The following is a 20655-nucleotide window of genomic DNA, read 5'->3' as shown; positions in this document are numbered from 1 at the left end:
CCTTTACTCGCGGTTGCAGGGGGACAGGTGTCGGATAGGCGATAGGCCCCGGTCGTGGGTGTTCGTGTTGATCGTGCGCCCGTATCCTGACGTGTTCATCGGGGCCTATGGACGTGGGGAAGCATGGATCCTCGACAGGTACGACGCTTGGCGGAACACTCCGCCAACTTCGGCTTTCTGAAAGACCATCCGCTGCTTGTCTGGTACGGGGCGGGGGCTGAGCTGCTCGTCTACGTAGACGCGCAGTCGGCGATGTTCAAGATCCGGGCGTTCGGCGACGAGATGGCGAAGGATCTGCTGCGCCGCACCGGCCAGCGACCCCGCAGTGACTTCTTCCACCGGGTGGAGGCGCTGCACGCCGACGGCACCCTGACCAGCGAGGTCTACCGCGCCTTCCACAGCCTGCGTGACCAGGGCAACCGGGCGGTGCACGACCATCTGGCCGAGGCGCGGGCGGCGCTGGAGATGCTGCGTACCTGCTTCGAGTTGGGTGTCTGGTTCCACCGGGCGCTGACCGGCGACCGTACGCCGATCGGTTTCGTGCCGCCGACGCCGCCCGCGCAGCAGGTCCCGCGCAGCGTCGCCGAGGCCCTCGAGGCGGAGCTGGACCGATACCGCGAGGAGCTGGCCGAGGCGAAGCTGCTGATCGACGGCGCGCAGTCCGTTGCGCAGGCGCGGGCAGCCGCCGAGCAGGCCGCCGACCAGGCGGTCCGGGCCGCCGCCGCCGGGCGCGACACGGCCGCCGCCCTGGTCAGCAGCCTGGAACCGGCGGTCCGCGCGGAGCAGGAGCGCCGCGACGCCGCCCGACCCGGCCGCGTCTCGGCCGCCCGCCGGGAGGACTTCATCGCCCGGGCCCGCCGCGCCTCCCGGGGGCCGCTGAACGAGGCGCAGACCCGCGTCGAGATCGACCGGCAGCTCGGCGAGGCCGGCTGGCAGGTGCAGAACGAGGAGCACATCAACCTGTACGCGGGCACGGGTGTCGCCGTCCGCGAGGTCACCCTCGCCGGTGGCCGGGCCGACTACCTGCTGTACGTGGACCAGAAGCTGGTCGGCGTCATCGAGGCCAAGCGGGAGGGCACCGCCCCGCGCGGCGTGGAGGCGCAGCTCGACCGCTACCTGCGGGGGCTGACCCCCGAGCAGACCATGCGCGCCTGGCGGCGGGACGCCCCGCTGCCGTTCGGCTACGTCGCCACCGGCACCGAGACCGCGTTCGTGAACCGGCTCGACCCGCACCCCCGTACCCGGGAGATCTTCGCCTTCCACCGGCCCGAGACCCTGGCGCGGTGGATGCGGGAGGCCGACGACGACCCGGCGGCGCCAACGCTGCGGGCCCGGCTGCGCCGGATGCCGGAGCTGGACCCGACCGGCCTGCGGCCTGCGCAGGTCGACGCGATCGTGGGCCTGGAACGGTCGCTGGCCGACGACCACCCCCGGTCGTTGATCCAGATGGCCACGGGGGCGGGGAAGACCTTCACCGCGGTCACCGCCAGTTACCGGCTGCTGAGGCACGCCCGCGCCGGCCGGATCCTGTTCCTGGTCGACCGCAACAACCTGGGCAAGCAGACCCTCCAGGAGTACGCGGGCTTCCAGACCCCGGGCGACGGACGGAAGTTCACCGAGCTGTATCCCGTCGACCGGCTCTCCGGCGCGGGTCTGCTCGACTCGTCGACCGTGGTGATCTCCACGATCCAGCGCCTGTACGCGGCGCTGCGCGGCGACGACCTGCCCGACCCGGACGCCGACGACCGCGCGTACGACGACTACGAGCTGGACGCCCCGGCGGAGGTCGGCTACCAGCCGCGCCTCCCGCCGGAGACGTTCGACCTGATCGTGGTGGACGAGTGCCACCGCTCAATCTACGGCCGGTGGCGCGCGGTGATCGAATACTTCGACGCGTTCGTGGTCGGCCTGACCGCCACCCCCGTCAAGCAGACCCTCGGCTTCTTCCAGCAGCACCTCGTCTCGCAGTACACCTACGAGCAGGCGGTCGCCGACGGTGTCAACGTCGGCTTCGACGTCTACCGGATCAGGACGCAGATCACCGACGCGGGCGCGACCATCGACGCGCGCACGGTGGTGCCGCTGCGGGACCGGCGTACCCGCGCCGAGCGCTACCAGGAGCTGGAGGACGACTTCACCTACGACGCCGGTCAGGTGGGCCGCTCGGTGATCTCGAAGGGCCAGTTGCGCCTGGTGCTGGAGACGTTCCGCGACCGCCTGTTCACCGAGATCTTCCCCGGCCGCAACACCGTGCCCAAGACGCTGATCTTCGCCCGCGACGACAACCACGCCGAGGAGATCGTCACGATGGTGCGGCAGGTCTTCGGGCGGGGCAACGACTTCGCCGCGAAGATCACGTACGCGTCCCGCCGCGACGGTGACAACCCCGACACGCTGCTCCAGGCGTTTCGCAACAGCCCGGAGCTGCGCATCGCCGTCACCGTCGACATGATCGCCACCGGCACCGACGTACGCCCCCTGGAGTGCGTCTTCTTCCTACGGCCGGTGCGCAGCGCCACCTACTTCGAGCAGATGAAGGGCCGTGGGGCCCGCACCATCGACGCCGCCGAGTTCCAGGCCGTCACCCCCGACGCCCAGATAAAGGACCGGTTCGTCATCGTCGACGCGGTCGGCGTCACCGAGGCCGACCTGGACGAGGCGGTGCCGCTGAACCGGCACTCCGAGAAGCAGATCTCCCTGCGGGACCTGCTCAAGAAGGCCGGCACCCTGACCGCCGACGCCGACGAGGTGTCGACCCTCGCCGCCCGGCTGGCCCGCCTCGACCGGCAGCTCACCGACGCCGAACGCGAGGAGCTGACCGACCTCGGCGGGCAGCCGCTCACCGGGATCGTGCGGGGCCTGGTCGACGCCGTCGCCCCCGAACAGCTCAACCCGGCCAAGGCCGCCGGCCCCACCGCCGTACGCGACCTGCTGGCCGACGCCCTGCGCCCGCTCGCCGCGAACCCGGAGCTGCGCGAACGCATCCTGGAGATCCGGCGGGCCCACGACATCACCATCGACGAGGTAAACGCCGACATCCTGCTGTCGGCGCGGGGCGTGCCGGCCGAGGAGCGGGCGCAGGTCACCGTCAAGGACTGGCACGCCTACCTGGAGGAGCACCGCGCCGAGATCACCGCCCTCCAGGTGTTCTACGAGGGGCGCGGCCGGATCGGGTACGACGAACTCAAGGAACTGGCCCGGCGCATCGCCCGCCCGCCGCAGGCGTGGACGCCGGCGACGCTGTGGAAGGCGTACGTGCTGCTCGGGCGTGCCGCCGACGCGCCCGGCACCCGGGGCGTGACCGACCTGGTCAGCCTCATCCGATACGAACTCGGCCTCGACACGGAGCTGCGCCCCTACCGCAGCCTCGTGGAGGAGCGCTTCCGTGGGTGGCTGCTGCGGCAGGAACAGGCGGGAGCTACCTTCACTGCCGATCAGGTGTGGTGGCTGGAAAGGATCAGGGACGTGATATCGGTCAGCGTGGAGGTCACCCCCGACGACCTGGACGGCGCGCCGTTCACCGAACGCGGCGGCATCGACGGGTACGCGGGCACCTTCGGCCACCGCGCCGAACCCCTCCTCACCGAACTGAACCAGGAGCTGTCCGCGTGACCTATCCGTTCGAGATTCCACCATCTTGGACCTGGACCACACTCGGCGAGATAGCGGAGGTCGTCGGCGGCGTAACAAAGGACACCAAGCGGCAGGCAGATCCAAGCTACGTCGAGGTGCCCTACCTTCGAGTTGCCAACGTGCAACGCGGCTACCTGGACCTCTCCAACGTTTCCAGAATCCGAGTCCCTGAGCACAAGGCGGAGGCCCTGCGACTCCAGCGAGGTGACGTTCTACTCAACGAAGGGGGTGACCGAGACAAGCTCGGACGAGGCTGGATCTGGGAAGGTCAGATTCCCGGATGCATCCACCAGAATCATGTATTTCGAGCGCGGATAATCGGGGGAGTTCTCGCGCCTAAGCTCCTTGCCTTGTTCGCCAACAGCTTTGGCCGGAAGTGGTTTCAGCAGAACGGCCTCCAAAGTGTTAATTTGGCGTCCATCAGCCTGACGACAATGAAGAGGTTCCCCGTTCCTGTGCCGCCGCTCGCAGAGCAGCACCGAATTATCGCTGTCCTCGATGGTCACCTTTCTCAACTTGCTGTAGGTGAGCGGCATATCGAGCGAGTGGGTCACCGGCTCGCCAGACTGATGGAGGCGTTCACAGGGGCGCTCGACGCGGAGCTTTCGTCGAGGCCATCCGTGCGGCTCGGTGAACTCTTGGCCTCGCCGCTTCGCAATGGTCACTCTGCATCCGCGGATTCGGATGGCAGTGTGCGTACTCTGACGTTGACAGCCGTCACGCGAGGTGAATTCACCGATCGTTTCACGAAGATGACGAGTGCCGACCCTGGCCGTGTGCGCGACCTCTGGCTGCAACCTGGAGACATCCTGATCCAGAGGTCTAACACCCCCGACCTTGTGGGCACGGCCGCAATATACGAAGGCCCAAGTGGTTGGGCAATTTACCCTGACCTACTGATCCGGGTGCGACTCCAGGACAAGGCGCTTCCTCGATTCGTCACACTGCTGTTGCAAACTCCACGTGCCCGCCGGTATTTCAAGTCCTTAGCGAAAGGGCTGGCTGGTTCGATGCCAAAGATTGACCAACGGGCGATTGCCGAGTTCCCGCTGGCGCTGCCAGAACTTGATCGTCAGGCTGGGATAGTGCGTCGTGCAGACGGCCTCATGAAGTATGTGAAGCGTGTCGAGGCGGCGAGCGCAGGCGCGGCGAAGAGATCTGGTCAATTGCGGGCGTCGCTGCTGGCGGAGGCGTTCGCGGGGCGACTTGTGCCGCAGGACAACAACGACGAGCCCGCCTCGGAGCTGCTCGCCCGGATTCGCGCCGAGCGTCAGGCCGCCCAGCCGAAGCAGAAGGCGCGCTCCCCGCGTACCAGAAAAGAGCTGGCGGCACCGCCGACCAGGGTGACCGGCGACGACTACCGGCAGGAGACTTTGCCGCTGTGAGCACTGTGGATTCGCGCCGGCTGGTGCAGAAACTGTGGAACTACTGCGACGTGCTGCGGGACGATGGCGTGTCGACCATCGACTACGTGGAGCAGTTGACGTTCCTGCTGTTCCTCAAGATGGCCGACGAGCGGGCGAAGCGGCCGATGCGGCCCGAGCAGATCGTGCCCGACGAGCTGAGCTGGCAGACGCTGCTCGACGCCGAGGGCGACGCCCTCGAGGTGCAGTACCGGCACATCCTGACCGGGCTGGCCAAGGAGGGCGGCACGCTCGGCACGATCTTCCGCAAGGCGCAGAACAAGATCCAGGACCCGGCGAAGCTGAAGCGGCTCATCGTCGACCTGATCGACAAGGAGCAGTGGTCGGGCACCGGCGTCGACGTCAAGGGTGACGCCTACGAGGAGCTGCTGGCCCGGGGTGCGGAGGACGCCAAGTCGGGTGCCGGGCAGTACTTCACGCCCCGCGCGCTGACCGTCGCGATGGTCGACTGCATGCTGCCCACGCCCGACGACACGGTCACCGACCCGGCCTGCGGCACCGGCGGCTTCCTGCTTGCCGCGTTCGACCACATCCAGCGGCACCACGGCGGCAGCCTCACCCCCGACCAGCGTCGCAGCCTCGCCGCCGGGGCGGTCACCGGCACGGAATTGGTCGAGGGCACCGCCCGGCTGGCCGCCATGAACATGCTGCTGCACGGCATCGGCACCCCCGGCGGTGACTCGCTGATCGCCGTCGAGGACGCCCTGGGCAGGCCGCCCAGCCGCCGCTACAGCCTGGTGCTGGCCAACCCGCCGTTCGGCCGCAGTTCCACGATCCGCTCGGTGACCGAGGCGGGCCGGGCGTCCCGCGAGGAGCGGGAGATTGAACGGCCCGACTTCTGGGCCGCCACCGCCAACAAGCAACTCAACTTCGTGCAGCACATCGCCTCGCTGCTGGAGATAGACGGCCGGGCCGCCGTCGTCCTGCCCGACAACGTGCTGTTCGAGGGCGGCGCGGGGGAGACCATCCGCCGCCGGCTGCTCAAGCAGTACGACCTGCACACCATGCTGCGCCTGCCCACCGGCATCTTCTACGCCGGCGGGGTGAAGGCCAACGTGCTCTTCTTCGAGCGCAAGCGCGCCCGGGAACAGCCGTGGACCCAGAAGCTCTGGGTGTACGACTTCCGCACCAACCAGCACTTCACGCTGAAGCAGAACCCGCTGCGCCGGGAGCACCTCCAGGACTTCGTGGACTGCTACCTGCCGGGCAAGGACCGCTCCGAGCGGGTCGAGACCGAGCGGTTCCGGGCCTTCACCTACGAGGAGTTGATCGCCCGCGACAAGGTGAACCTCGACATCACCTGGCTCAAGGACGCCTCGCTGGAGGACGCGGACGCGCTGCTGCCGCCCGAGGTCATCGCGCAGGAGATCGTGGAGGACCTGGAGGCGGCGTTACGCGAGTTCGCCGCCATCGCCGACGCACTCGGGCGGCGTAGTCCCGATCCGACCTGATCCTCCGAGCTGTCGCGCCGCATTGGTGCCCCGCGGCTGTCAGCGGAGCTGACCGGCATCCAGTACGTGAACCGCCTGTGCAGGTCCGCCGACTGTGTGCCGCCGCCCGCGCCCTCGCGCGGATCTCTAGGTGAGGGACGGTACCGCGTGGTACATTGCGGTACATGGCAATGATTACGCTGCGTGAGTTCCGTGACGGCGCAGGCCGGGTGCTGGACGCGGTCGAGCGCACTGGAGAGCCGGTCATCATCACCAAGTACGAACGGCCGGTGGCCGTGCTGATCGGGATCGACGAGTGGGAAGAGATCGAGGCGTTTCGGGACCGCCGGGACTCGGCCGTGATTGCTCGTTCCCGGGCCGAAGGTCAGTTCGTGCCGCTGTCGGCGGCCCTGGAGTCACTCGGCGTCGATCCTCGTGAGGTGGAGGCGTTACTGGCCGACAGGGCCAACGGTGAGGCGGCGTGAAGGTTGAGATCGACCGCGACGTGCTGGTTTGGCTGCACAAGCAGCCACGGAACGTGTTCTTGACCGTTTTGAGCGCGATCCTCGGCTTGGTCTCTGAACCCGCGCCGCAAAACTCGACCGAGATGCGCGACGGATCCGGACGTCGACTGCGGGTGGGTGACTACCGGATTCTCTACCGTCTCGACCGCGACGCACTGGTCATCCACGCTGTCGGACATCGCAAGGACGTCTACTCGTAGATCGGGGCCGGCACCCGGTCGTTGACCTGATCGTGCAGTTCCTTCATCGTGGGCCGGTTTCCTGCCGCGCGAGCGGCAGGAACCCTGGGGCCGTCACGGCTTCGTGAACGTGAGGTGGGTGACGCCGGTGGGTGTCGAGACCGCCTCGATGTCGTAGCTCGCTTCGAGGGCTTCGAGGCCGTCCCACAGCCGCACTCCCCGGCCGAGCACGATCGGCACCTGGACCAGATGGATGTGGTCGACGAGTCCCGCCGCGATGAAGTCGCGGGCGACGGTCGGGCCGCCGCCGACGCGTACGTCTCTGCCGGCTGCCGCCTCGCGCGCGACGGCGAGGGCCTCGGCCGGCGAGGCGTCAAGGAAATGGAACGTCGTGCCGCCGGCCATCTCGATCGGCGAGCGCGGCTTGTGGGTCAGCACGAAGGTCGGTGTGTGAAACGGCGGGTTCGGGCCCCACCACCCCTTCCAGTCGGCGTCGTCCTGCCAGCCCGGGGGTCCGAACTTGCCCGCGCCCATGATCTCGGCGCCGATGCCGGGCTCGTGCTGCTGAGCGAACGCGTCGTCGGTGCCGCCGGTGCCGCCCTTGCGTCCCATGATCGGAGCGCCGAAGCGGGTGGCGAACATCCACTCGTGCAGCCGGGTGCCGGCGTGGCCCATCGGGGTGTCGAGGGCCTGGCCCTCACCGGCGGCGAACCCGTCCAGCGATATGGAGAGGTTGTGGATGCGGGTCCGGCTCATCTGCGCGCTCCGTCTGCTCGGCTGCTTCGCGGGCCTTGGCACTCATCGCTCCCATGCGGTCCAGCGCTATCCGAGGGTAGTTGGCCCGTGACTGTCAGGGCGAGCGGGCCGGCGTCCAGTCCGTGAACCGCCGGTGCAGATCCGTCGACTGCACACCGGGGTCATGCTCGGCGAGTTCGGCGGCGGCCTCCTCGCGCAGCGTCACGAGGTGGACCATGAGCCCCGGCATGTCGCCCCGGTACCTCGCGAGGAGAAGCAGCTTCGCCGGCGAACAGGGCCAGGCGATCCCGCAGGCCCGGCAGCGCCACGTCGGGCGGGACGGTACGTGGTCGCGGATAGGCGTCCTCACCGGCTGGTCCCCGCGTTGCGCTTGGCCGGAGCGCGCCGCTGCGCCGAGGGCGTACGCACGGCCGAGGGCGCCTGCGCCGGACGCATCCCGTCGGGTCGCACGTACAACTCGCGTTGCTCGACCGCGTCGCCGCGCGCGTCGAGCTGGTACGCCTCGATCCACGTCCAGCCGTGGTAGGTGACCAGGTCGGTGCGCTCGCGGATCACCCGTACCGTGATCGGCTTCGCGAACTGCGGTGACGCCTCGCGCGTCAGCAGGTACACGCCGGGGCTGACCCGGGGCGTCCCGTCCTCGCGGGTGCGGGCCGTCGCGGCGGCGGGGCGCGTCGCCCAGCGCGACGCCGGTGCGGCATTCGCGGGCCTCGGCACGGGCACGGTGCCTCCCTCCATCGGTGTCGGAACCGGGACGCGCGCTCGGCAGCGCCCCCGGCGACGTGTGCGCCCGCCAAGCCCTAGAGGGGCCGGTCTCGCCGGGCGCGCCGTCCTCCTTCCACCCTGGACGCACGCCCCCTAGGCTCGGAACAGTCACCGCGTGATCGCGGAACGTAGCGCGCGGTTTCGGGCCAGGAGAGAACGGTGCGGAGACTCGTGGAAGGGTGTGGAAGCCGTGGGAATCTCGCCGTCGGAGTACCTGCTTCGTGAGCTGAGGCGACGCCGGATGGCCGCCGGGTTGACCCAGGCGCAGCTCGGTGAGCTGGTCTTCTGCTCGGACTCCCAGGTGAGCGCGATCGAGACCGGGACGAAGCCACCCACCCCGCCCTACCTGACCGCCGTCGACAGGGCGCTGGACACCGGCGGATACTTCACGACGCTCTGGAACGAACTGGTCAAGGGCGACGGCGCGCCGGTCTGGCTGCGCGAGCTGATACAGATCGAGCGGGACGCGACCGCTCTGCGCTGGTACGAGCACGCCTTCGTGCCGGGACTACTCCAGACCGAGGCGTACGCCCGAGCGACCTTCCGGGCGGCGCGGACGCCGGTCGCCGAGTTGGACCAGCGGGTAGCCGCGCGGATGGAGCGGCAGGCGGTGCTCGCCCGGGAGCCGAGCCCTCTGCTCTTCGTGGTGCTGGACGAGATGGTCGTCCGGCGGGCGTGCGGCGGTCCCGACGTGATGGCCGAGCAGTTCGAACACCTGCTGACCTGCGCCGAGCAGCCGCATATCCAGGTGCAGGTCGTGCCGATGTCTGCTGGTATCTACTCAGGACTGGCGGGAGCGTTCATTCTGGCCGATCTGCCCGACGGCTCGCGTGCGGGCTACGTGGACAATCAGCTGGCCGCGCAGATCGTGGGGCAGCCGGATCTGGTTGCTAGCCTGGGCGTGTCGTGGGATGCGGTCCGCGGCGAAGCCCTCCCGTTGGGGCAATCACTCGACGTACTCAGGGAAGCGGCGAAGGCATGGACATCCTGACCGGTGCGCGCTGGCGCAAGTCGTCCCGTTCGTCGACGAACGGCGGGGCCTGCGTCGAGGTTGCCGACAACCTGCCCGGCGTCGTCGGCGTACGGGATTCGAAGGACCCCACCGGCCCCGCGCTGGTCTTCACCCCGACCGCCTGGCGGGCCTTCCTCGCCGAAATCAGCGACCGCGCCTGACTACCCGGCTCGCCGCCCGGGTGCCCGCCCCGCCGGCAGCGGTCAGACCCGTTCGACGACGACCACCGGGATCTCCCGCTCGGTCTCCTTCTGGTAGCGGGCGTACGTCGGGAAGACCTCGGTCATCACCTGCCACAGCCCGGGCCGCTCCTCGGCCGTGGCGGTGCGCGCCGTGCCCCGGAACTTCTCGGCCCCGACCTGCACCTCCACCTGCGGGTCGGCGCACAGGTTGAGATACCAGGCGGGGTGCCGTGCCGCCCCGCCGTTCGACGCCACCAGCAGGTAGCGGTCGCCGTCGCGGCCGTAGATGAGCGCGGTGCGCCGCAGCGTGCCCGAGCGGCGCCCCCGGGTGGTGAGCAGCAGGCTGTCGTAGCCGTGGAACTTTCCGCCGTCGGCGCCGTCGGTCTCCAGGTAGCGCCGCACGTGGCTGGCCACCCACTCCACCGGACTGTCCTGAATGGTTTCCCCCATCGGCCCAGCCTAGCGGTCGCGCCGCGACGGCGAGGGCCCCGCGCCGGGACGGTCAGGGGTCCGTGAGCAGCAGCCAGTCGTCGTCGAGCGGGGCGACGGTCGTGCCCTCGGGCCAGGCATGCGAGCCGGCGGCCGTCGCCCGCGCCTGGTCGACCAGGAAGCTGCGGGCGAAGCTCGCCCCGTCGAAGGTGACCGGGCCGTGGAAACGGGCCCGGCCGAAGTTCGCTGCCCCCTCGAACCGGGCCCGCTCGAACCAGGTCTGGTCACCGAACTCGGTCCACCGGAACAGGGCCATGTCCGCGAAGCGGGTCTGCCGGAACCCGGCGTAGCCGGTGAAGGTGGCGTGGTCCAGCGAGACCCCGCTCAGGAAGACCGCCTCGCGGAAGGTCGCGCTGTCGGTGAATCGGGACGCGTCGAAGCTCGCCGTCCGGTGGAAGGTGACGCCCCGGAAGGAGGCTCGGGCGACGGTGGCGTGCCGGCACGACAGCCCGCCGGCGAGGTCGGCGCGGTCGAAGCTGACCCGGCCGGTGATCCGGGCGCGGTCGAGGACGATCTCGGCGTCGCCGCGCAGGTCGTCGCAGGTGAGGTCCGCGAAGGTCGCGCCGAGCGCGAGCCGCCCGCGCACGGTCGCGCCGACCAGGCTGGTGGTGCCGGCGCAGACCGCGCCGGTGAGGTCCGCGTCGTCCAGGGTGCAGCCGGTCGCGTCGAACCCGTCGAGCCGGGCGCCGGTCAGGTCCAGCCTGACCCCGGGCCAGTAGGCGTCGTCGTCCGCGCGCAGGTGCCGGGTCAGGACCCGCTGGGCGGTGCGGCGCACCTCCGCCTCGCGCGCGTCGTCCTCCGGCGCCGGCATCCGCAGGTACGCGCAGAGCACCGCCACGATCGTCTCCCGCTGGGCGGGATTGTCCTGCCCGAGCCGCTCCAGGGCGTGCAGGCCGCCCAGGCGTACGGCGGCGTTGTCGTTGCCGAGCAGCGCGACGGCGCTGGTGTACAGCTCGGTCAGCCGGCGCTCGGCGGCGTCGTGCTCGGCGGCCTCGGCCTGCCGCTCCTGGTGGTGCTGCCCGGCCTCGGCGACCGCCTCCGCGTGCGCCTGCACCCGTTCCCGGTGCGCCTGGTCCTGCGCGGCGACGGCCTCCTGGTGCCGCTGGGTGCGTTCGCCGATCCACTGTCGCCGGGCGGCCAGCAGCAGGGCGAGCCCGCCGCCGGTGCCGGCGACCACGGTCAACCCGGTGCGGATGGCGTCGATGCGCAGCGTCGCGCGGGTGTCCGGCTGGGCGGCGCGGTCGGCCTCGCCGAGCAGCCAGTCGAGCACCAGCCAGCCGAGCAGCGCGGCGACCAGCAGCCCGACGAGCACCAGCCACCACGGCATCACCCGCAGGGGCTCTTCGCGGGGCGGTGTCGAGCGCACGGATCACAGCATGCCACCGCACCAGCTCCGGCGGGGGCGCCGTCCCCTGTGGACTTTCCGGGCGCACGACCTGCCGCGATCCGCTCCGTGTTGCGGTGACGGGCCGCGTGGGTAGGTCATGCGGCGACGATTGGTTGTTCGACCGGGTGAACGACCTGGCGGCAGTCGCGAAAGACGAGGATGACATGGAGTTTCTAGCCAGTCCCGAGCTGTGGATCGCATTCGCGACGCTGCTCCTGCTGGAGATCGTGCTGGGCGTCGACAACGTGGTGTTCATCTCGATCCTGGCCGGGCGGTTGCCCGAGCACCAGCAGGCCCGCGCCCGCACGATCGGGCTCTCGCTGGCCCTGGTGACGCGGCTGATCCTGCTGGCGTCGCTGTCCTGGGTGATCGGGCTGACCGCACCGCTGTTCACGGTGCTGGGTCAGGAGATCTCCGGGCGGGACCTGATCCTGCTACTGGGCGGATTGTTCCTTCTGGGCAAGGCCACCTACGAGATCCACGAGCACCTGGAGGGGGAGGAGCACGCCAAGTCGGGCAAGGTCGCCTCGTTCGGCGCGGTGATCGCCCAGATCCTCGTCCTCGACGTGGTGTTCTCCCTCGACTCGGTGATCACCGCCGTCGGCATGGTCGACCAGCTGTTCATCATGGTCGCGGCGGTGATCATCGCCATGATCGTCATGTTGGTGTCGGCCGGCGCCATCAGCCGGTTCGTCAACGAGCACCCGACGGTGAAGATGCTCGCCCTGTCGTTCCTGCTGCTCATCGGGGCCAGCCTGGTCGCCGAGGGCTTCGACCAGCACATCCCGAAGGGCTACGTGTACGGCCCGATCGCCTTCTCGATCTTCGTCGAGTTCCTCAACCTGCGGGCCCGCAAGAAGCGCCAGGAGGCGAAGCCGGTGCACCTGCACCCGACGTACGTCAAGAACGGCCAGGCCCAGCCTGAGCCGGAGCCGATGACGCCGGCCGGCTGACCGACGGGGCTCCGACGCCGCTCCCGCCCACCCGGGCGGGGGCGGCGTTCGTCGTGGTTGGACGGAGGGCGGGCGGGCGCGGGATGTTCCGGGGGCCACGCGGGAGCTACCCGCGCGTAACTTTCCATTGACGTTTCCGGATTGTGGCGGGCATCATCGTGTACACGATCGATCGGAACCACCCCCGCCCCGCCCGGTGCCACCGGGTTCCTCCATGGGAGGTGCAGCTTTGCTGCTCCGAAAGATCGTCCCCGTCCTCGCCGTCACGGTCGCCGCCGTCCTCGCCGCCCCCGCCGTCGCCGTCGCGGCCCCCGACCGGCCCGCGGCCAGCGCAAGCGCCACCGCCGCCGTAGCCGGGGAACGCGTCACCAGCACCGCCGCCGAGATCGCCGCCGCCGCGGCAGCCAACCCCGTCATCGTCGTCGGTGGCCTCAGCGGCATCGCCTCCGCGTACGAGCCGCTGGCCTCCCGGCTGCGCGTCGACGGGTACCGGGTCTGGGTCTACCAGCTGCCCAACCTCGGGCTCGGCGACATCCCCACCTCGGCCCGCGCGTTCAGCAGCTTCGTCGGGCAGGTCCGCGCGTCGACCGGCGCGGCCAAGGTCGACGTCGTCGCCCACTCCGAGGGCGGCCTGGTGTCCCGGTACTTCATCAAGAACCTTGGCGGGACCAGCAGCGTCGACCGCTACGTCAGCCTCGGCACCCCGCAGTACGGCACGTACGTGGCCAACATCGTGAAGTTCCTCGGCCTGGGCAGCTGCGCCGGCATCGTCGCCTGCCAGCAGATGTCGATCGGCTCGTCGTTCCTCGCCGGCCTCAACGCAGGCGACGACACCCCCGGCACGGTCCGCTGGACGGCGGTGCGCACCCTCCAGGACGAGCTGGTGCGCCCCGTCGACAACGCCAAACTGGCCGACGGAGTGACAAACGTGCTGATCCAGTCGGCGTGCCCCCTGCGGGTCGTCGGGCACCTCGGCCTGGTGCTCGACGGCACCACCTACACGGTGATCCGGCAGGCCCTACGCGATCAGCCGATCCGCCCCAACTGCTTCGCCCTGTAGCGCTCGCGTGGGGCGGCCGGCCGTGTGCCGCCCGCCCCACTGCCACGTCGTCAGGCGGCCTCGGCGAGGGCCGCGTACTCGTCGTCGGTCAGCCGCACCTCGGCGGCGGCCACGTTCTCCTCCAGGTGCGCCACCGACGACGTGCCCGGGATCGGCAGCATCACCGGTGACCGGCGCAGCAGCCAGGCGAGCGCGAGCTGGGCGGGCGTCGCGCCGTGCCCGGTGCTGATCGCGTCCAGCGGACCGCCCGGCCGCGCCAGGTTGCCGGTGGCGATCGGGAACCAGGGGATGAACGCGAGGTCGTTGCGCTCGCAGTGCTCCAGGACGGCCTCCGCGCTGCGGTCCGCCAGGTTGTAGAGGTTCTGCACCGAGACGATCGGGGTGACGGCGCGGGCCGCCTCGATCTGCTCGACGGTCACCTCGGACAGGCCGATGTGCCGGATCTTGCCCTCCTGCTTGAGCAACGCCAGCTCCCCGAGCTGGTCGGCGAGCGGCACCTGCGGGTCGATCCGGTGCAGCTGGTAGAGCCCGATCGCCTCCAGGCCGAGGTGCCGCAGGCTCAGCTCGCACTGCTGGCGCAGGTACTCCGGGCGCCCCACCGGACGCCAGTCGCTTGGGCCGGAGCGGGTCAGGCCGGCCTTGGTCGCGATGACCAGGTCGTCGGCGTACGGGTGCAGGGCCTCCCGGATGAGCAGCTCGCTGACGAAGGGCCCGTAGGAGTCGGCCGTGTCGATGAACGTCACGCCCAGCTCGTACGCCCGGCGCAGCACCCGCACGGCCTCGGCCGGGTCCTTCGGGTCGCCCCACACACCGGGGCCGGTGAGCTGCATCGCCCCGTAGCCGAGCCGGTCGACCTGGAGGTCGCCCCCGATCCGGTACGTCCCCGAGGCCTTCGCGGGCTGCTTGCCGGCGTCATTCGTCATGCGTGGATTCCCATCCTGTCGTCCGTCTCCGGCGGTCGATCCCACCACCGAGAGGCTTTCCCGCCGATCATCGCCCGCACCACCGCCGGGGCGGATCGAGACCGGGATCACCCGGGCCGCACGTGCACCGGGGCTGGCAGGTGATCGAGGTGGGTGTGCCGGAAGGGCCGGGTCAGCGGGCACGGGTCCAGCCCCAGCGCGTCGAGGATCGCCACGTGCTGGCACTCGGCGAACAGCCGGGGCGCGTCGTCGAGCGGCACCTCCCCGCGCAGGGCCGCGCCGAGCGCGGCGACGTCGACCGCGCCGACCCCCAGCGGCGCGAACACGGCCGGGTCGTCCCCGCTCGGGCCGGGCGGCGGCGGGGCGTCGAGCGGATGGATCGTGCCGTCGAAGCCGGCGAGGACCTCGTTGTCGTCGTCGTCCCAGTATTCCGTCACCCAGCCCCGGTCGGAGAGGTAACGGTGCGTCTCCCGGCCGTCGACATGCAGGGTGGCGGTCATGACGCTGGAGTCGAAGACGTCGAAGGTGACCGCCGGCTCGCGCGTGAGCAGGGTGATCAGCTGCGCCAGGTCGTCGACCTCGGCGTAGCCGCTCTCCTCCTCCTCGCGCGGGACGACCGCCCAGCGGCGCTCGCCGACCCGCGTCACGTACGCCTCGGTGCCGACGTCGGTCAGCACCCTGCGAATCTCCGTCAGCTCGCCCACGGCCAGGATCGTCTGGTAGCTCGTGCCCACGCCTGCAGCGTAGGACGGGGGTCGGACAGCGCCCGGCCGCCGCGTTCCGTGTGCGCCGCCCGCGTCCTGCCCCCAAGCCGCCGGCGCCTTGCCCGCCGCGCCCGCTGGGCTGCGGAAACGGCGCGAGTGGGCCGCAATCGTGCCGGGCGGCCGGCGAAGTTGCCCGGAGCACCCGTGCCGGCCGGCTGCCCGTGCGACGCTGGGCCGTGCCGGCTCGACGTCGACCACGGGCGTACGCCCCGCCGGTCGACCGAGCGCACGTCGCCGCGTGCGGCGCGACGCGGGAGGGGAGCGCCATGACGGGAGTGCCGCAGGTCGACTTCGCGCTCGACACGTACGAATGCATCGTGCTGTATCCCGGCGCGGCCGGGCGGGCGCTGCCGGCGGAGACGGTGCAGCGGTTGCAGGCCGAGCACCTGGCGCACATGCAGGCCCTGCAACGGCGGGGGATCATCCTGGTCGCCGGCTCGGTGGACGGCCCGGCCCGCGAACCGGACCCGCCGATCGGCTTCGGCCTGGCCCGCACCGGCTCCGTGGACGACGTGCGCAGCGTGATGGAGGCCGACCCGGCCGTCCAGGCGGGGCTCTACCGGGTGGACGTGCTGACCTTCCTCTGCCCGGAGGGCTCGCTGGAATTCCCGCTGGTCAAGACGCAGAGCTGAGGGGCTTGGCTCTGAGACTCGGCCGTCCTGTATCCCACGTGTGGCGTGCGGCCGGTCAGCCGGAGGTGTCGGCGAGCTGGTTGACGAGGAAATCGAGTCGCTCCTCCTGGCTGTCCGGGGGGATACGGCCGCTGCCCGACAGGGTGGCGATGCCGTGCACCGCACTCCAGATGACCTCGGCGGCCAGTTCGCGTTGCGTGTTGTCCGGGCGGTAGCAGCTGACGAATTCGTCGAAGGCCGCGCGCAGCGGGGGCGGTGTCTCGGCGTGCGCGAACTTCACGTCGGTCGGCATGACGAACATTGCCTGGTAGAGGGCGGGTCGCTGGGCGGCGAACTCCAGGTAGGCGCGGCAGACGGCGCGCAGGGTCTGCGGTGGCTCGGGGCTGGCCAGTCGCGCCCGGCGCAGGTCGGCGGCGAGCTCGCCGAAGCCGTCGATCGCGACAGCCCGGACGATGGCGTCCTTGCCGCTGAAATGGCTGTAGAGCACGGGCTGGCTGTACTCGACACGCTCGGCGAGCCGTCGCGTCGTCATCGCCTCCCATCCCTCGGCCTCGGCGAGTTCTCGAGCCGCGGTGATGATCAGCTGATGACGTTGGGCGCGTTCTCGGTCACGGCGCTTCTCGGAGGCAGACATGACGTCATCCTAACAGCGCTAGACATTCTGTCGAAGATAGCGCTATCTTCGACACGAGAACTAGCGTCGCTAGATTTTCGGTAGGCGCTGTTACCGAGAGGACTTCACCATGCTTTCCAACGTCGCCACCGCGCTCGCCGGACTGATCGGCGTGGGCGTCATCTTCATGGGCGCACTCGCCTTCCGGGCGCCGCAGGCCGCAGTTGGCTTCGGCATTCCCGGCACCCCGACCGAGGACCGCAGCTTCCAGGCGTGGCTGACCGTCAAAGCCGTACGCGACATGGCCTGCGGGCTCTTCATCTTCATCCTGGTGGCCAACGGGTCACCCCACCTGCTGGGCTGGTTCATGCTGGCCGCCACCTGCATCCCCGTGGGCGACGCGTTGATCGTGCTGCGCAGCAACGGGCCCAAGGCTGCGGTCTACGGCGTCCACGGCGCCACCGCCCTGGTGATGTTGGCGATCAGCGTGCTCCTGCTCGTCGCGTAACCGCCTGGACGTCCGTTCGCGCCGGGGGCGTACGATTCCCCGCGCGCGGTCGCCGATGCCCGCCGCCTCAACGTTCCGGCGTGGGTTCCGCCCGCCGGCTGCGCGCGTGACGCGCGTCGTTGGACAATGTTCCGCAGTCCGCAAGGGGTCGGCCCACAGCCAGACCCGGAGGAGAGACTAGCCTGATGGGCGTGACACGCCGCGCGAAGATCGTTTGCACTCTTGGTCCTGCCACCTCGTCGCCGGAGCGCATCCGGGGCCTCGTCGAGGCCGGCATGAACGTGGCGAGACTCAACTTCAGCCACGGCAGCCACGAGGATCACGAGGCGGTGTACCGGCTGGTCCGCGAGGCCGCGGAAGCGGCCGGCCGGCCCGTGGCCGTGCTCGCCGACCTCCAGGGCCCGAAGATCCGGCTCGGCCGGTTCGCCGACGGCCCGCACGAGTGGCGCACCGGCGACTCGGTCGTCATCACCGGTGACGACGTGCTCGGCACCAAGGAACGGGTCTCCTGCACCTACCGCAAGCTTCCGCAGGAGGTCAAGCCCGGCGACCGGCTGCTGATCGACGACGGCCGGGTCGCCGTCGAGGTCACCGACGTCACCGGCAACGACATCCGCTGCCTGGTCACCGAGGGCGGCCCGGTCTCCAACAACAAGGGCGTCTCGCTGCCGAACGTGGCGGTCAGCGTGCCGGCGATGTCCGACAAGGACGCCGAGGACCTGCGTTTCGCCCTCGGCCTGGGCGTCGACCTGATCGCGCTCTCCTTCGTCCGCTCGGCGGACGACATCAAGCTGGTGCACGGCATCATGGCCGAGGAGGGCGTGCACCGGCCGGTGCTGGCCAAGGTGGAGAAGCCCGAGGCGGTCGACTGCCTGGAGCAGATCGTGCTGGCCTTCGACGGCGTCATGGTCGCCCGCGGCGACCTTGGCGTGGAGTTGCCGCTCGACCAGGTGCCGCTGGTGCAGAAGCGCGCCGTGCAGCTCTGCCGGGAGAACGCCAAGCCGGTCATCGTGGCCACCCAGATGCTCGACTCCATGATCGAGAACTCCCGGCCGACCCGCGCCGAGGCCTCCGACGTGGCCAACGCCGTGCTCGACGGCGCGGACGCGGTGATGCTCTCCGGCGAGACCAGCGTCGGCAAGTACCCGGTGCTCACCGTCAGCACCATGGCGAAGATCGTCACCACCACCGAGTCCGGCTCGATCGGCGTGCCGCGCCTCCAGCACGACCCCCGTACGCACGGTGGCGCGCTGACCGTCGCCGCCTCCTCGATCTCCCGGGCCATCGGCGCGAAGGCCCTGGTCGCCTTCTCGCAGACCGGCGACACCGTGCGGCGGCTGTCCCGGCTGCACTGCGACCTGCCGCTGCTCGCGTTCACCCCGGTGCCCGAGGTGCGCAACCAGCTCGCCCTCTCCTGGGGCGTCGAGACGTTCCTGATGCCGTTCGTCGAGCACACCGACGACATGTTCCGCCAGGTCGACCAGGCGCTGCTCGGGCTCGACCGGGCCAACCCCGGCGACTACGTGGTGATCGTCGCCGGTAGCCCGCCCGGCACCCCCGGCTCGACCAACACGCTGCGCGTACACCAGCTCGGATCGCTGGTCGACGCGGCGTCGGCGCGGGCCTTGCAGTGAGCGACGCGGACGTCGCGGTCGGGCAGGCCGCGGTCGACCAGCTCCTGGAGGTGCTCGACCTGGAGCACACCGGCGGGATGACCTTCCGGGGGATGAGCCCCCCGGTCGGTCCCCAGCGGGTGTACGGCGGCCAGGTCGCCGGCCAGGCGCTGGTCGCCGCCGGACGCACCGTCGACCCGGCCCGCTTCGTGCACTCCCTGCACGGCTACTTCGTGCGGCCCGGCGACCCGGCCGAGCCGATCGTCTACGAGGTGGAGAACGTCCGCGACGGCCGCTCCTTCTCGGTGCGCCGCTCGGTGGCGCTCCAGCACGACAAGCCGATCTTCTTCATGTCGGCGTCGTTCCAGCGGACGGAGGAGGGCCTGGACCACCAGGCCCCCACCCCGCCCGACGTGCCGGGGCCGGACGAGGTCCCGACGATGGCCGACCGGCTCGCCCGCTACCCGGAGCGGCTCGGCATCTGGGCGCAGATCCCGCGCCCGATCGACGTCCGCTACGTCGGCGAGCCCGGCTGGGTACGCCCCGGCGACCGCCCCGCAGACCCCCACCAGCGGGTCTGGATGCGCATCGACGGCAAGCTGCCCGAGGATCCGCTGCTGCACGCCTGCGCGCTGACGTACGCCTCCGACCTGACGCTGCTCGACTCGGTGCTCTCCGTGCACGGCGAGGTCTGGGGCCCAGGCGGCGTGGTCGGGGCCAGCCTCGACCACGCGCTCTGGTTCCACCGGCCGTTCCGCGCCGACGAGTGGTTCCTCTACGACTGCTGGAGCCCGTCGGCCTCCGGCGCCCGGGGGCTCGCCACCGGCCGCATGTTCACCACCGACGGGCACCACATCGCCAGCGCCGTGCAGGAGGGGCTGCTGCGCCGCGTCGGCGACTGACCGTCCGACGGCGGGGTGCGGTGGCCGGCCTCGGGCCGCTGCTGGCCATCGTGGCGCGGCCCGCCGTCGTGGCGCGGCCCGGTCCCGTCGGGTGCTGGCCGTCGTGGCGCGGCCCGGTCCCGTCGGGTTCGCCACCAGGGTCGTCTCCGACGCCGCCGGCGCATCGCCACTGGCCGATCGGTCGAGGGGTGATCGTCCGGGCGGGTCGGTCAGGCGACTAACCTTGCCGTATGCGCCTCTCCGCCCGGGTCGACTACGCCCTCCGCGCGGTCGCCGAGCTCGCCTCGGTGACCGCCGACGCCGGGCCCGGGCGAAGCCGGCCCGTGACCGCCGACCAGATCGCCCGCGCCCAGGAGATCCCGCCGAAGTTCCTGGAGAGCATCCTGCTGCAACTGCGCCGGGGCGGCATCGTGCAGGCCCAGCGCGGCCCGGAGGGCGGCTACTGGCTGGCGCGACCGGCCGGGGAGATCTCGCTGGCCGAGGTGATCCGGGTGATCGACGGCCCGCTCGCGCACGTACGCGGACAGCGGCCCGAGGAACTCGGCTACCACGGGGCGGCACGCGCCCTCCAGGAGGTCTGGATCGCCCTGCGGGCCAGCGAGCGCGAGATCCTGGAACTGGTCACCATCGCCGACGTGGCCGGCGGCACCCTGCCGGGTCGGGTCGTCGAACTGGCCGCCGACCCCCGCGCCTGGACCTGACCCGCACCGCTTCCGGATCGCGCTCGTCGCCGGACTCGTTCCGCAGTTCCGGTGCGCCCCGGGAGCCGAGCCTCACCTGGTCCGGCGCCTGAGGGCCTCGCGGTCCGGCGTAGTCCCGGGCCTGGCCTGGTGCCGCATCCCCGCCGGACTCCTCTCCGCTCCGCCTCGTGCTCCTCTACGCTCCGCATCGTGCTCGTCGCCGCCC

The 20655-nt window shown here is 70.8% G+C and carries 22 protein-coding genes; 14 read left to right on the top strand and 8 right to left on the bottom strand.

Annotation, left to right across the window (positions count from 1 at the left end):
• The first annotated feature begins 147 nt into the window (after nucleotides 1–147).
• The 5 genes from ACGFNF_RS00165 to ACGFNF_RS00145 all read left to right on the top strand — a co-directional run bounded on the left by ACGFNF_RS00165 (nucleotide 148) and on the right by ACGFNF_RS00145 (nucleotide 7211).
• Nucleotides 148–3612: a DEAD/DEAH box helicase family protein gene (locus tag ACGFNF_RS00165; protein WP_393164751.1), complete on the top strand. Its 3465-nt coding sequence runs from the start codon at nucleotides 148–150 to the stop codon at nucleotides 3610–3612.
• Nucleotides 3609–5018, top strand: coding sequence for a restriction endonuclease subunit S (locus tag ACGFNF_RS00160; protein ID WP_393164749.1), 1410 nt, complete (start codon nucleotides 3609–3611; stop codon nucleotides 5016–5018). The genes ACGFNF_RS00165 and ACGFNF_RS00160 overlap by 4 nt, the downstream gene beginning before the upstream one ends.
• On the top strand, nucleotides 5015–6508 hold the full coding sequence (locus ACGFNF_RS00155; protein ID WP_393164747.1) for an N-6 DNA methylase: 1494 nt from the start codon (nucleotides 5015–5017) through the stop codon (nucleotides 6506–6508). Before ACGFNF_RS00160 ends, ACGFNF_RS00155 begins: the two co-directional genes overlap by 4 nt.
• 164 nt (nucleotides 6509–6672) lie before the next feature.
• Nucleotides 6673–6972: a type II toxin-antitoxin system Phd/YefM family antitoxin gene (locus ACGFNF_RS00150; RefSeq protein ID WP_393164745.1), complete on the top strand. Its 300-nt coding sequence runs from the start codon at nucleotides 6673–6675 to the stop codon at nucleotides 6970–6972.
• Complete coding sequence (locus tag ACGFNF_RS00145; RefSeq protein WP_393164743.1) at nucleotides 6969–7211, top strand: type II toxin-antitoxin system RelE/ParE family toxin; 243 nt, start codon at nucleotides 6969–6971, stop codon at nucleotides 7209–7211. Before ACGFNF_RS00150 ends, ACGFNF_RS00145 begins: the two co-directional genes overlap by 4 nt.
• Before the next feature lie 93 nt (nucleotides 7212–7304).
• Here ACGFNF_RS00145 and ACGFNF_RS00140 read toward each other — a convergent pair whose 3' ends face one another.
• The 3 genes from ACGFNF_RS00140 to ACGFNF_RS00130 form a co-directional block, all read right to left on the bottom strand.
• Nucleotides 7305–7946, bottom strand: coding sequence for a dihydrofolate reductase family protein (locus ACGFNF_RS00140; RefSeq protein WP_393164741.1), 642 nt, complete (start codon nucleotides 7944–7946; stop codon nucleotides 7305–7307).
• Between the two features lie 94 nt (nucleotides 7947–8040).
• Nucleotides 8041–8175, bottom strand: coding sequence for a hypothetical protein (locus ACGFNF_RS00135; protein ID WP_393164739.1), 135 nt, complete (start codon nucleotides 8173–8175; stop codon nucleotides 8041–8043).
• Nucleotides 8176–8291: 116 nt separating this feature from the next.
• The gene (locus ACGFNF_RS00130; RefSeq protein WP_393164737.1) at nucleotides 8292–8669 is read right to left on the bottom strand and encodes a hypothetical protein; all 378 of its coding nucleotides are present in this window, start codon (nucleotides 8667–8669) and stop codon (nucleotides 8292–8294) included.
• 223 nt (nucleotides 8670–8892) lie between these two features.
• Here ACGFNF_RS00130 and ACGFNF_RS00125 point away from each other — a divergent pair, with 223 nt between their 5' ends.
• Both ACGFNF_RS00125 and ACGFNF_RS00120 read left to right on the top strand, forming a co-directional pair.
• A complete protein-coding gene (locus tag ACGFNF_RS00125) occupies nucleotides 8893–9702 on the top strand; it encodes a helix-turn-helix transcriptional regulator (protein ID WP_393164735.1) in 810 nt (269 codons plus the stop codon).
• Nucleotides 9690–9884: a DUF397 domain-containing protein gene (locus ACGFNF_RS00120; protein ID WP_393164733.1), complete on the top strand. Its 195-nt coding sequence runs from the start codon at nucleotides 9690–9692 to the stop codon at nucleotides 9882–9884. The genes ACGFNF_RS00125 and ACGFNF_RS00120 overlap by 13 nt, the downstream gene beginning before the upstream one ends.
• 42 nt (nucleotides 9885–9926) lie before the next feature.
• Here ACGFNF_RS00120 and ACGFNF_RS00115 read toward each other — a convergent pair whose 3' ends face one another.
• Both ACGFNF_RS00115 and ACGFNF_RS00110 read right to left on the bottom strand, forming a co-directional pair.
• Nucleotides 9927–10355, bottom strand: coding sequence for a nitroreductase family deazaflavin-dependent oxidoreductase (locus ACGFNF_RS00115; RefSeq protein WP_393164731.1), 429 nt, complete (start codon nucleotides 10353–10355; stop codon nucleotides 9927–9929).
• Nucleotides 10356–10407: 52 nt separating this feature from the next.
• On the bottom strand, nucleotides 10408–11760 hold the full coding sequence (locus ACGFNF_RS00110; protein WP_393164729.1) for a pentapeptide repeat-containing protein: 1353 nt from the start codon (nucleotides 11758–11760) through the stop codon (nucleotides 10408–10410).
• 185 nt (nucleotides 11761–11945) lie between these two features.
• Here ACGFNF_RS00110 and ACGFNF_RS00105 point away from each other — a divergent pair, with 185 nt between their 5' ends.
• A complete protein-coding gene (locus ACGFNF_RS00105; RefSeq protein ID WP_393164727.1) occupies nucleotides 11946–12734 on the top strand; it encodes a TerC family protein in 789 nt (262 codons plus the stop codon).
• Nucleotides 12735–12963: 229 nt separating this feature from the next.
• Nucleotides 12964–13794 (top strand): esterase/lipase family protein, encoded by an 831-nt coding sequence (locus tag ACGFNF_RS00100; RefSeq protein ID WP_393164725.1) that lies wholly within the window; start codon nucleotides 12964–12966, stop codon nucleotides 13792–13794.
• A gap of 50 nt (nucleotides 13795–13844) precedes the next feature.
• On the opposite strand, the gene ACGFNF_RS00095 is transcribed toward ACGFNF_RS00100, so the two are convergent.
• Complete coding sequence (locus ACGFNF_RS00095) at nucleotides 13845–14717, bottom strand: aldo/keto reductase (protein ID WP_393164723.1); 873 nt, start codon at nucleotides 14715–14717, stop codon at nucleotides 13845–13847.
• A 107-nt stretch (nucleotides 14718–14824) separates the two neighbouring features.
• Nucleotides 14825–15451: a hypothetical protein gene (locus ACGFNF_RS00090; protein ID WP_393164721.1), complete on the bottom strand. Its 627-nt coding sequence runs from the start codon at nucleotides 15449–15451 to the stop codon at nucleotides 14825–14827.
• A gap of 296 nt (nucleotides 15452–15747) precedes the next feature.
• Between ACGFNF_RS00090 and ACGFNF_RS00085 the strand changes: the two genes are divergently transcribed.
• On the top strand, nucleotides 15748–16113 hold the full coding sequence (locus ACGFNF_RS00085; RefSeq protein WP_151456957.1) for a YciI family protein: 366 nt from the start codon (nucleotides 15748–15750) through the stop codon (nucleotides 16111–16113).
• Between the two features lie 55 nt (nucleotides 16114–16168).
• Here the strand turns inward: ACGFNF_RS00085 and ACGFNF_RS00080 are convergent, their stop codons facing one another.
• A complete protein-coding gene (locus tag ACGFNF_RS00080; RefSeq protein WP_393164719.1) occupies nucleotides 16169–16747 on the bottom strand; it encodes a TetR/AcrR family transcriptional regulator in 579 nt (192 codons plus the stop codon).
• Nucleotides 16748–16856: 109 nt separating this feature from the next.
• Here ACGFNF_RS00080 and ACGFNF_RS00075 point away from each other — a divergent pair, with 109 nt between their 5' ends.
• From ACGFNF_RS00075 to ACGFNF_RS00060, 4 genes are all read left to right on the top strand, one after another.
• Entirely contained in the window at nucleotides 16857–17234 is a 378-nt protein-coding gene (locus ACGFNF_RS00075; RefSeq protein WP_357577704.1) for a DUF4267 domain-containing protein, read from the top strand.
• 185 nt (nucleotides 17235–17419) lie between these two features.
• Nucleotides 17420–18868 carry a pyruvate kinase gene (gene pyk / locus ACGFNF_RS00070; RefSeq protein ID WP_311413603.1) on the top strand — a complete coding sequence of 483 codons (1449 nt, stop codon included), beginning with the start codon at nucleotides 17420–17422 and terminating at the stop codon, nucleotides 18866–18868.
• Entirely contained in the window at nucleotides 18865–19749 is an 885-nt protein-coding gene (locus tag ACGFNF_RS00065; RefSeq protein WP_132236419.1) for an acyl-CoA thioesterase II, read from the top strand. The genes pyk and ACGFNF_RS00065 overlap by 4 nt, the downstream gene beginning before the upstream one ends.
• Nucleotides 19750–19979: 230 nt before the next feature.
• Nucleotides 19980–20450 (top strand): Rrf2 family transcriptional regulator, encoded by a 471-nt coding sequence (locus ACGFNF_RS00060; protein WP_357577705.1) that lies wholly within the window; start codon nucleotides 19980–19982, stop codon nucleotides 20448–20450.
• Nucleotides 20451–20655 lie beyond the last annotated feature (205 nt).

Origin of the sequence: Micromonospora sp. NPDC048868 (assembly GCF_043198195.1) — a bacterium.
Taxonomy (GTDB): Bacteria; Actinomycetota; Actinomycetes; order Mycobacteriales; family Micromonosporaceae; genus Micromonospora; species Micromonospora reichwaldensis.
The sequence above is the reverse complement of the archived record's forward strand: the minus strand, read 5'-3'. Positions and strand labels throughout refer to the sequence as shown.

Excerpts from the sequence above, each read along its gene's own strand:
- ACGFNF_RS00150 (WP_393164745.1), top strand. The coding sequence starts at position 6,673 with ATGGCAATGATTACGCTGCGTGAGTTCCGTGACGGCGCAGGCCGGGTG.
- ACGFNF_RS00140 (WP_393164741.1), bottom strand. The coding sequence starts at position 7,946 with ATGAGCCGGACCCGCATCCACAACCTCTCCATATCGCTGGACGGGTTC.
- ACGFNF_RS00135 (WP_393164739.1), bottom strand. The coding sequence starts at position 8,175 with ATGCCGGGGCTCATGGTCCACCTCGTGACGCTGCGCGAGGAGGCCGCC.
- ACGFNF_RS00120 (WP_393164733.1), top strand. The coding sequence starts at position 9,690 with ATGGACATCCTGACCGGTGCGCGCTGGCGCAAGTCGTCCCGTTCGTCG.
- ACGFNF_RS00115 (WP_393164731.1), bottom strand. The coding sequence starts at position 10,355 with ATGGGGGAAACCATTCAGGACAGTCCGGTGGAGTGGGTGGCCAGCCAC.
- ACGFNF_RS00105 (WP_393164727.1), top strand. The coding sequence starts at position 11,946 with ATGGAGTTTCTAGCCAGTCCCGAGCTGTGGATCGCATTCGCGACGCTG.
- ACGFNF_RS00095 (WP_393164723.1), bottom strand. The coding sequence starts at position 14,717 with ATGACGAATGACGCCGGCAAGCAGCCCGCGAAGGCCTCGGGGACGTAC.
- ACGFNF_RS00085 (WP_151456957.1), top strand. The coding sequence starts at position 15,748 with ATGACGGGAGTGCCGCAGGTCGACTTCGCGCTCGACACGTACGAATGC.
- ACGFNF_RS00080 (WP_393164719.1), bottom strand. The coding sequence starts at position 16,747 with ATGTCTGCCTCCGAGAAGCGCCGTGACCGAGAACGCGCCCAACGTCAT.
- ACGFNF_RS00075 (WP_357577704.1), top strand. The coding sequence starts at position 16,857 with ATGCTTTCCAACGTCGCCACCGCGCTCGCCGGACTGATCGGCGTGGGC.
- pyk (WP_311413603.1), top strand. The coding sequence starts at position 17,420 with ATGGGCGTGACACGCCGCGCGAAGATCGTTTGCACTCTTGGTCCTGCC.
- ACGFNF_RS00060 (WP_357577705.1), top strand. The coding sequence starts at position 19,980 with ATGCGCCTCTCCGCCCGGGTCGACTACGCCCTCCGCGCGGTCGCCGAG.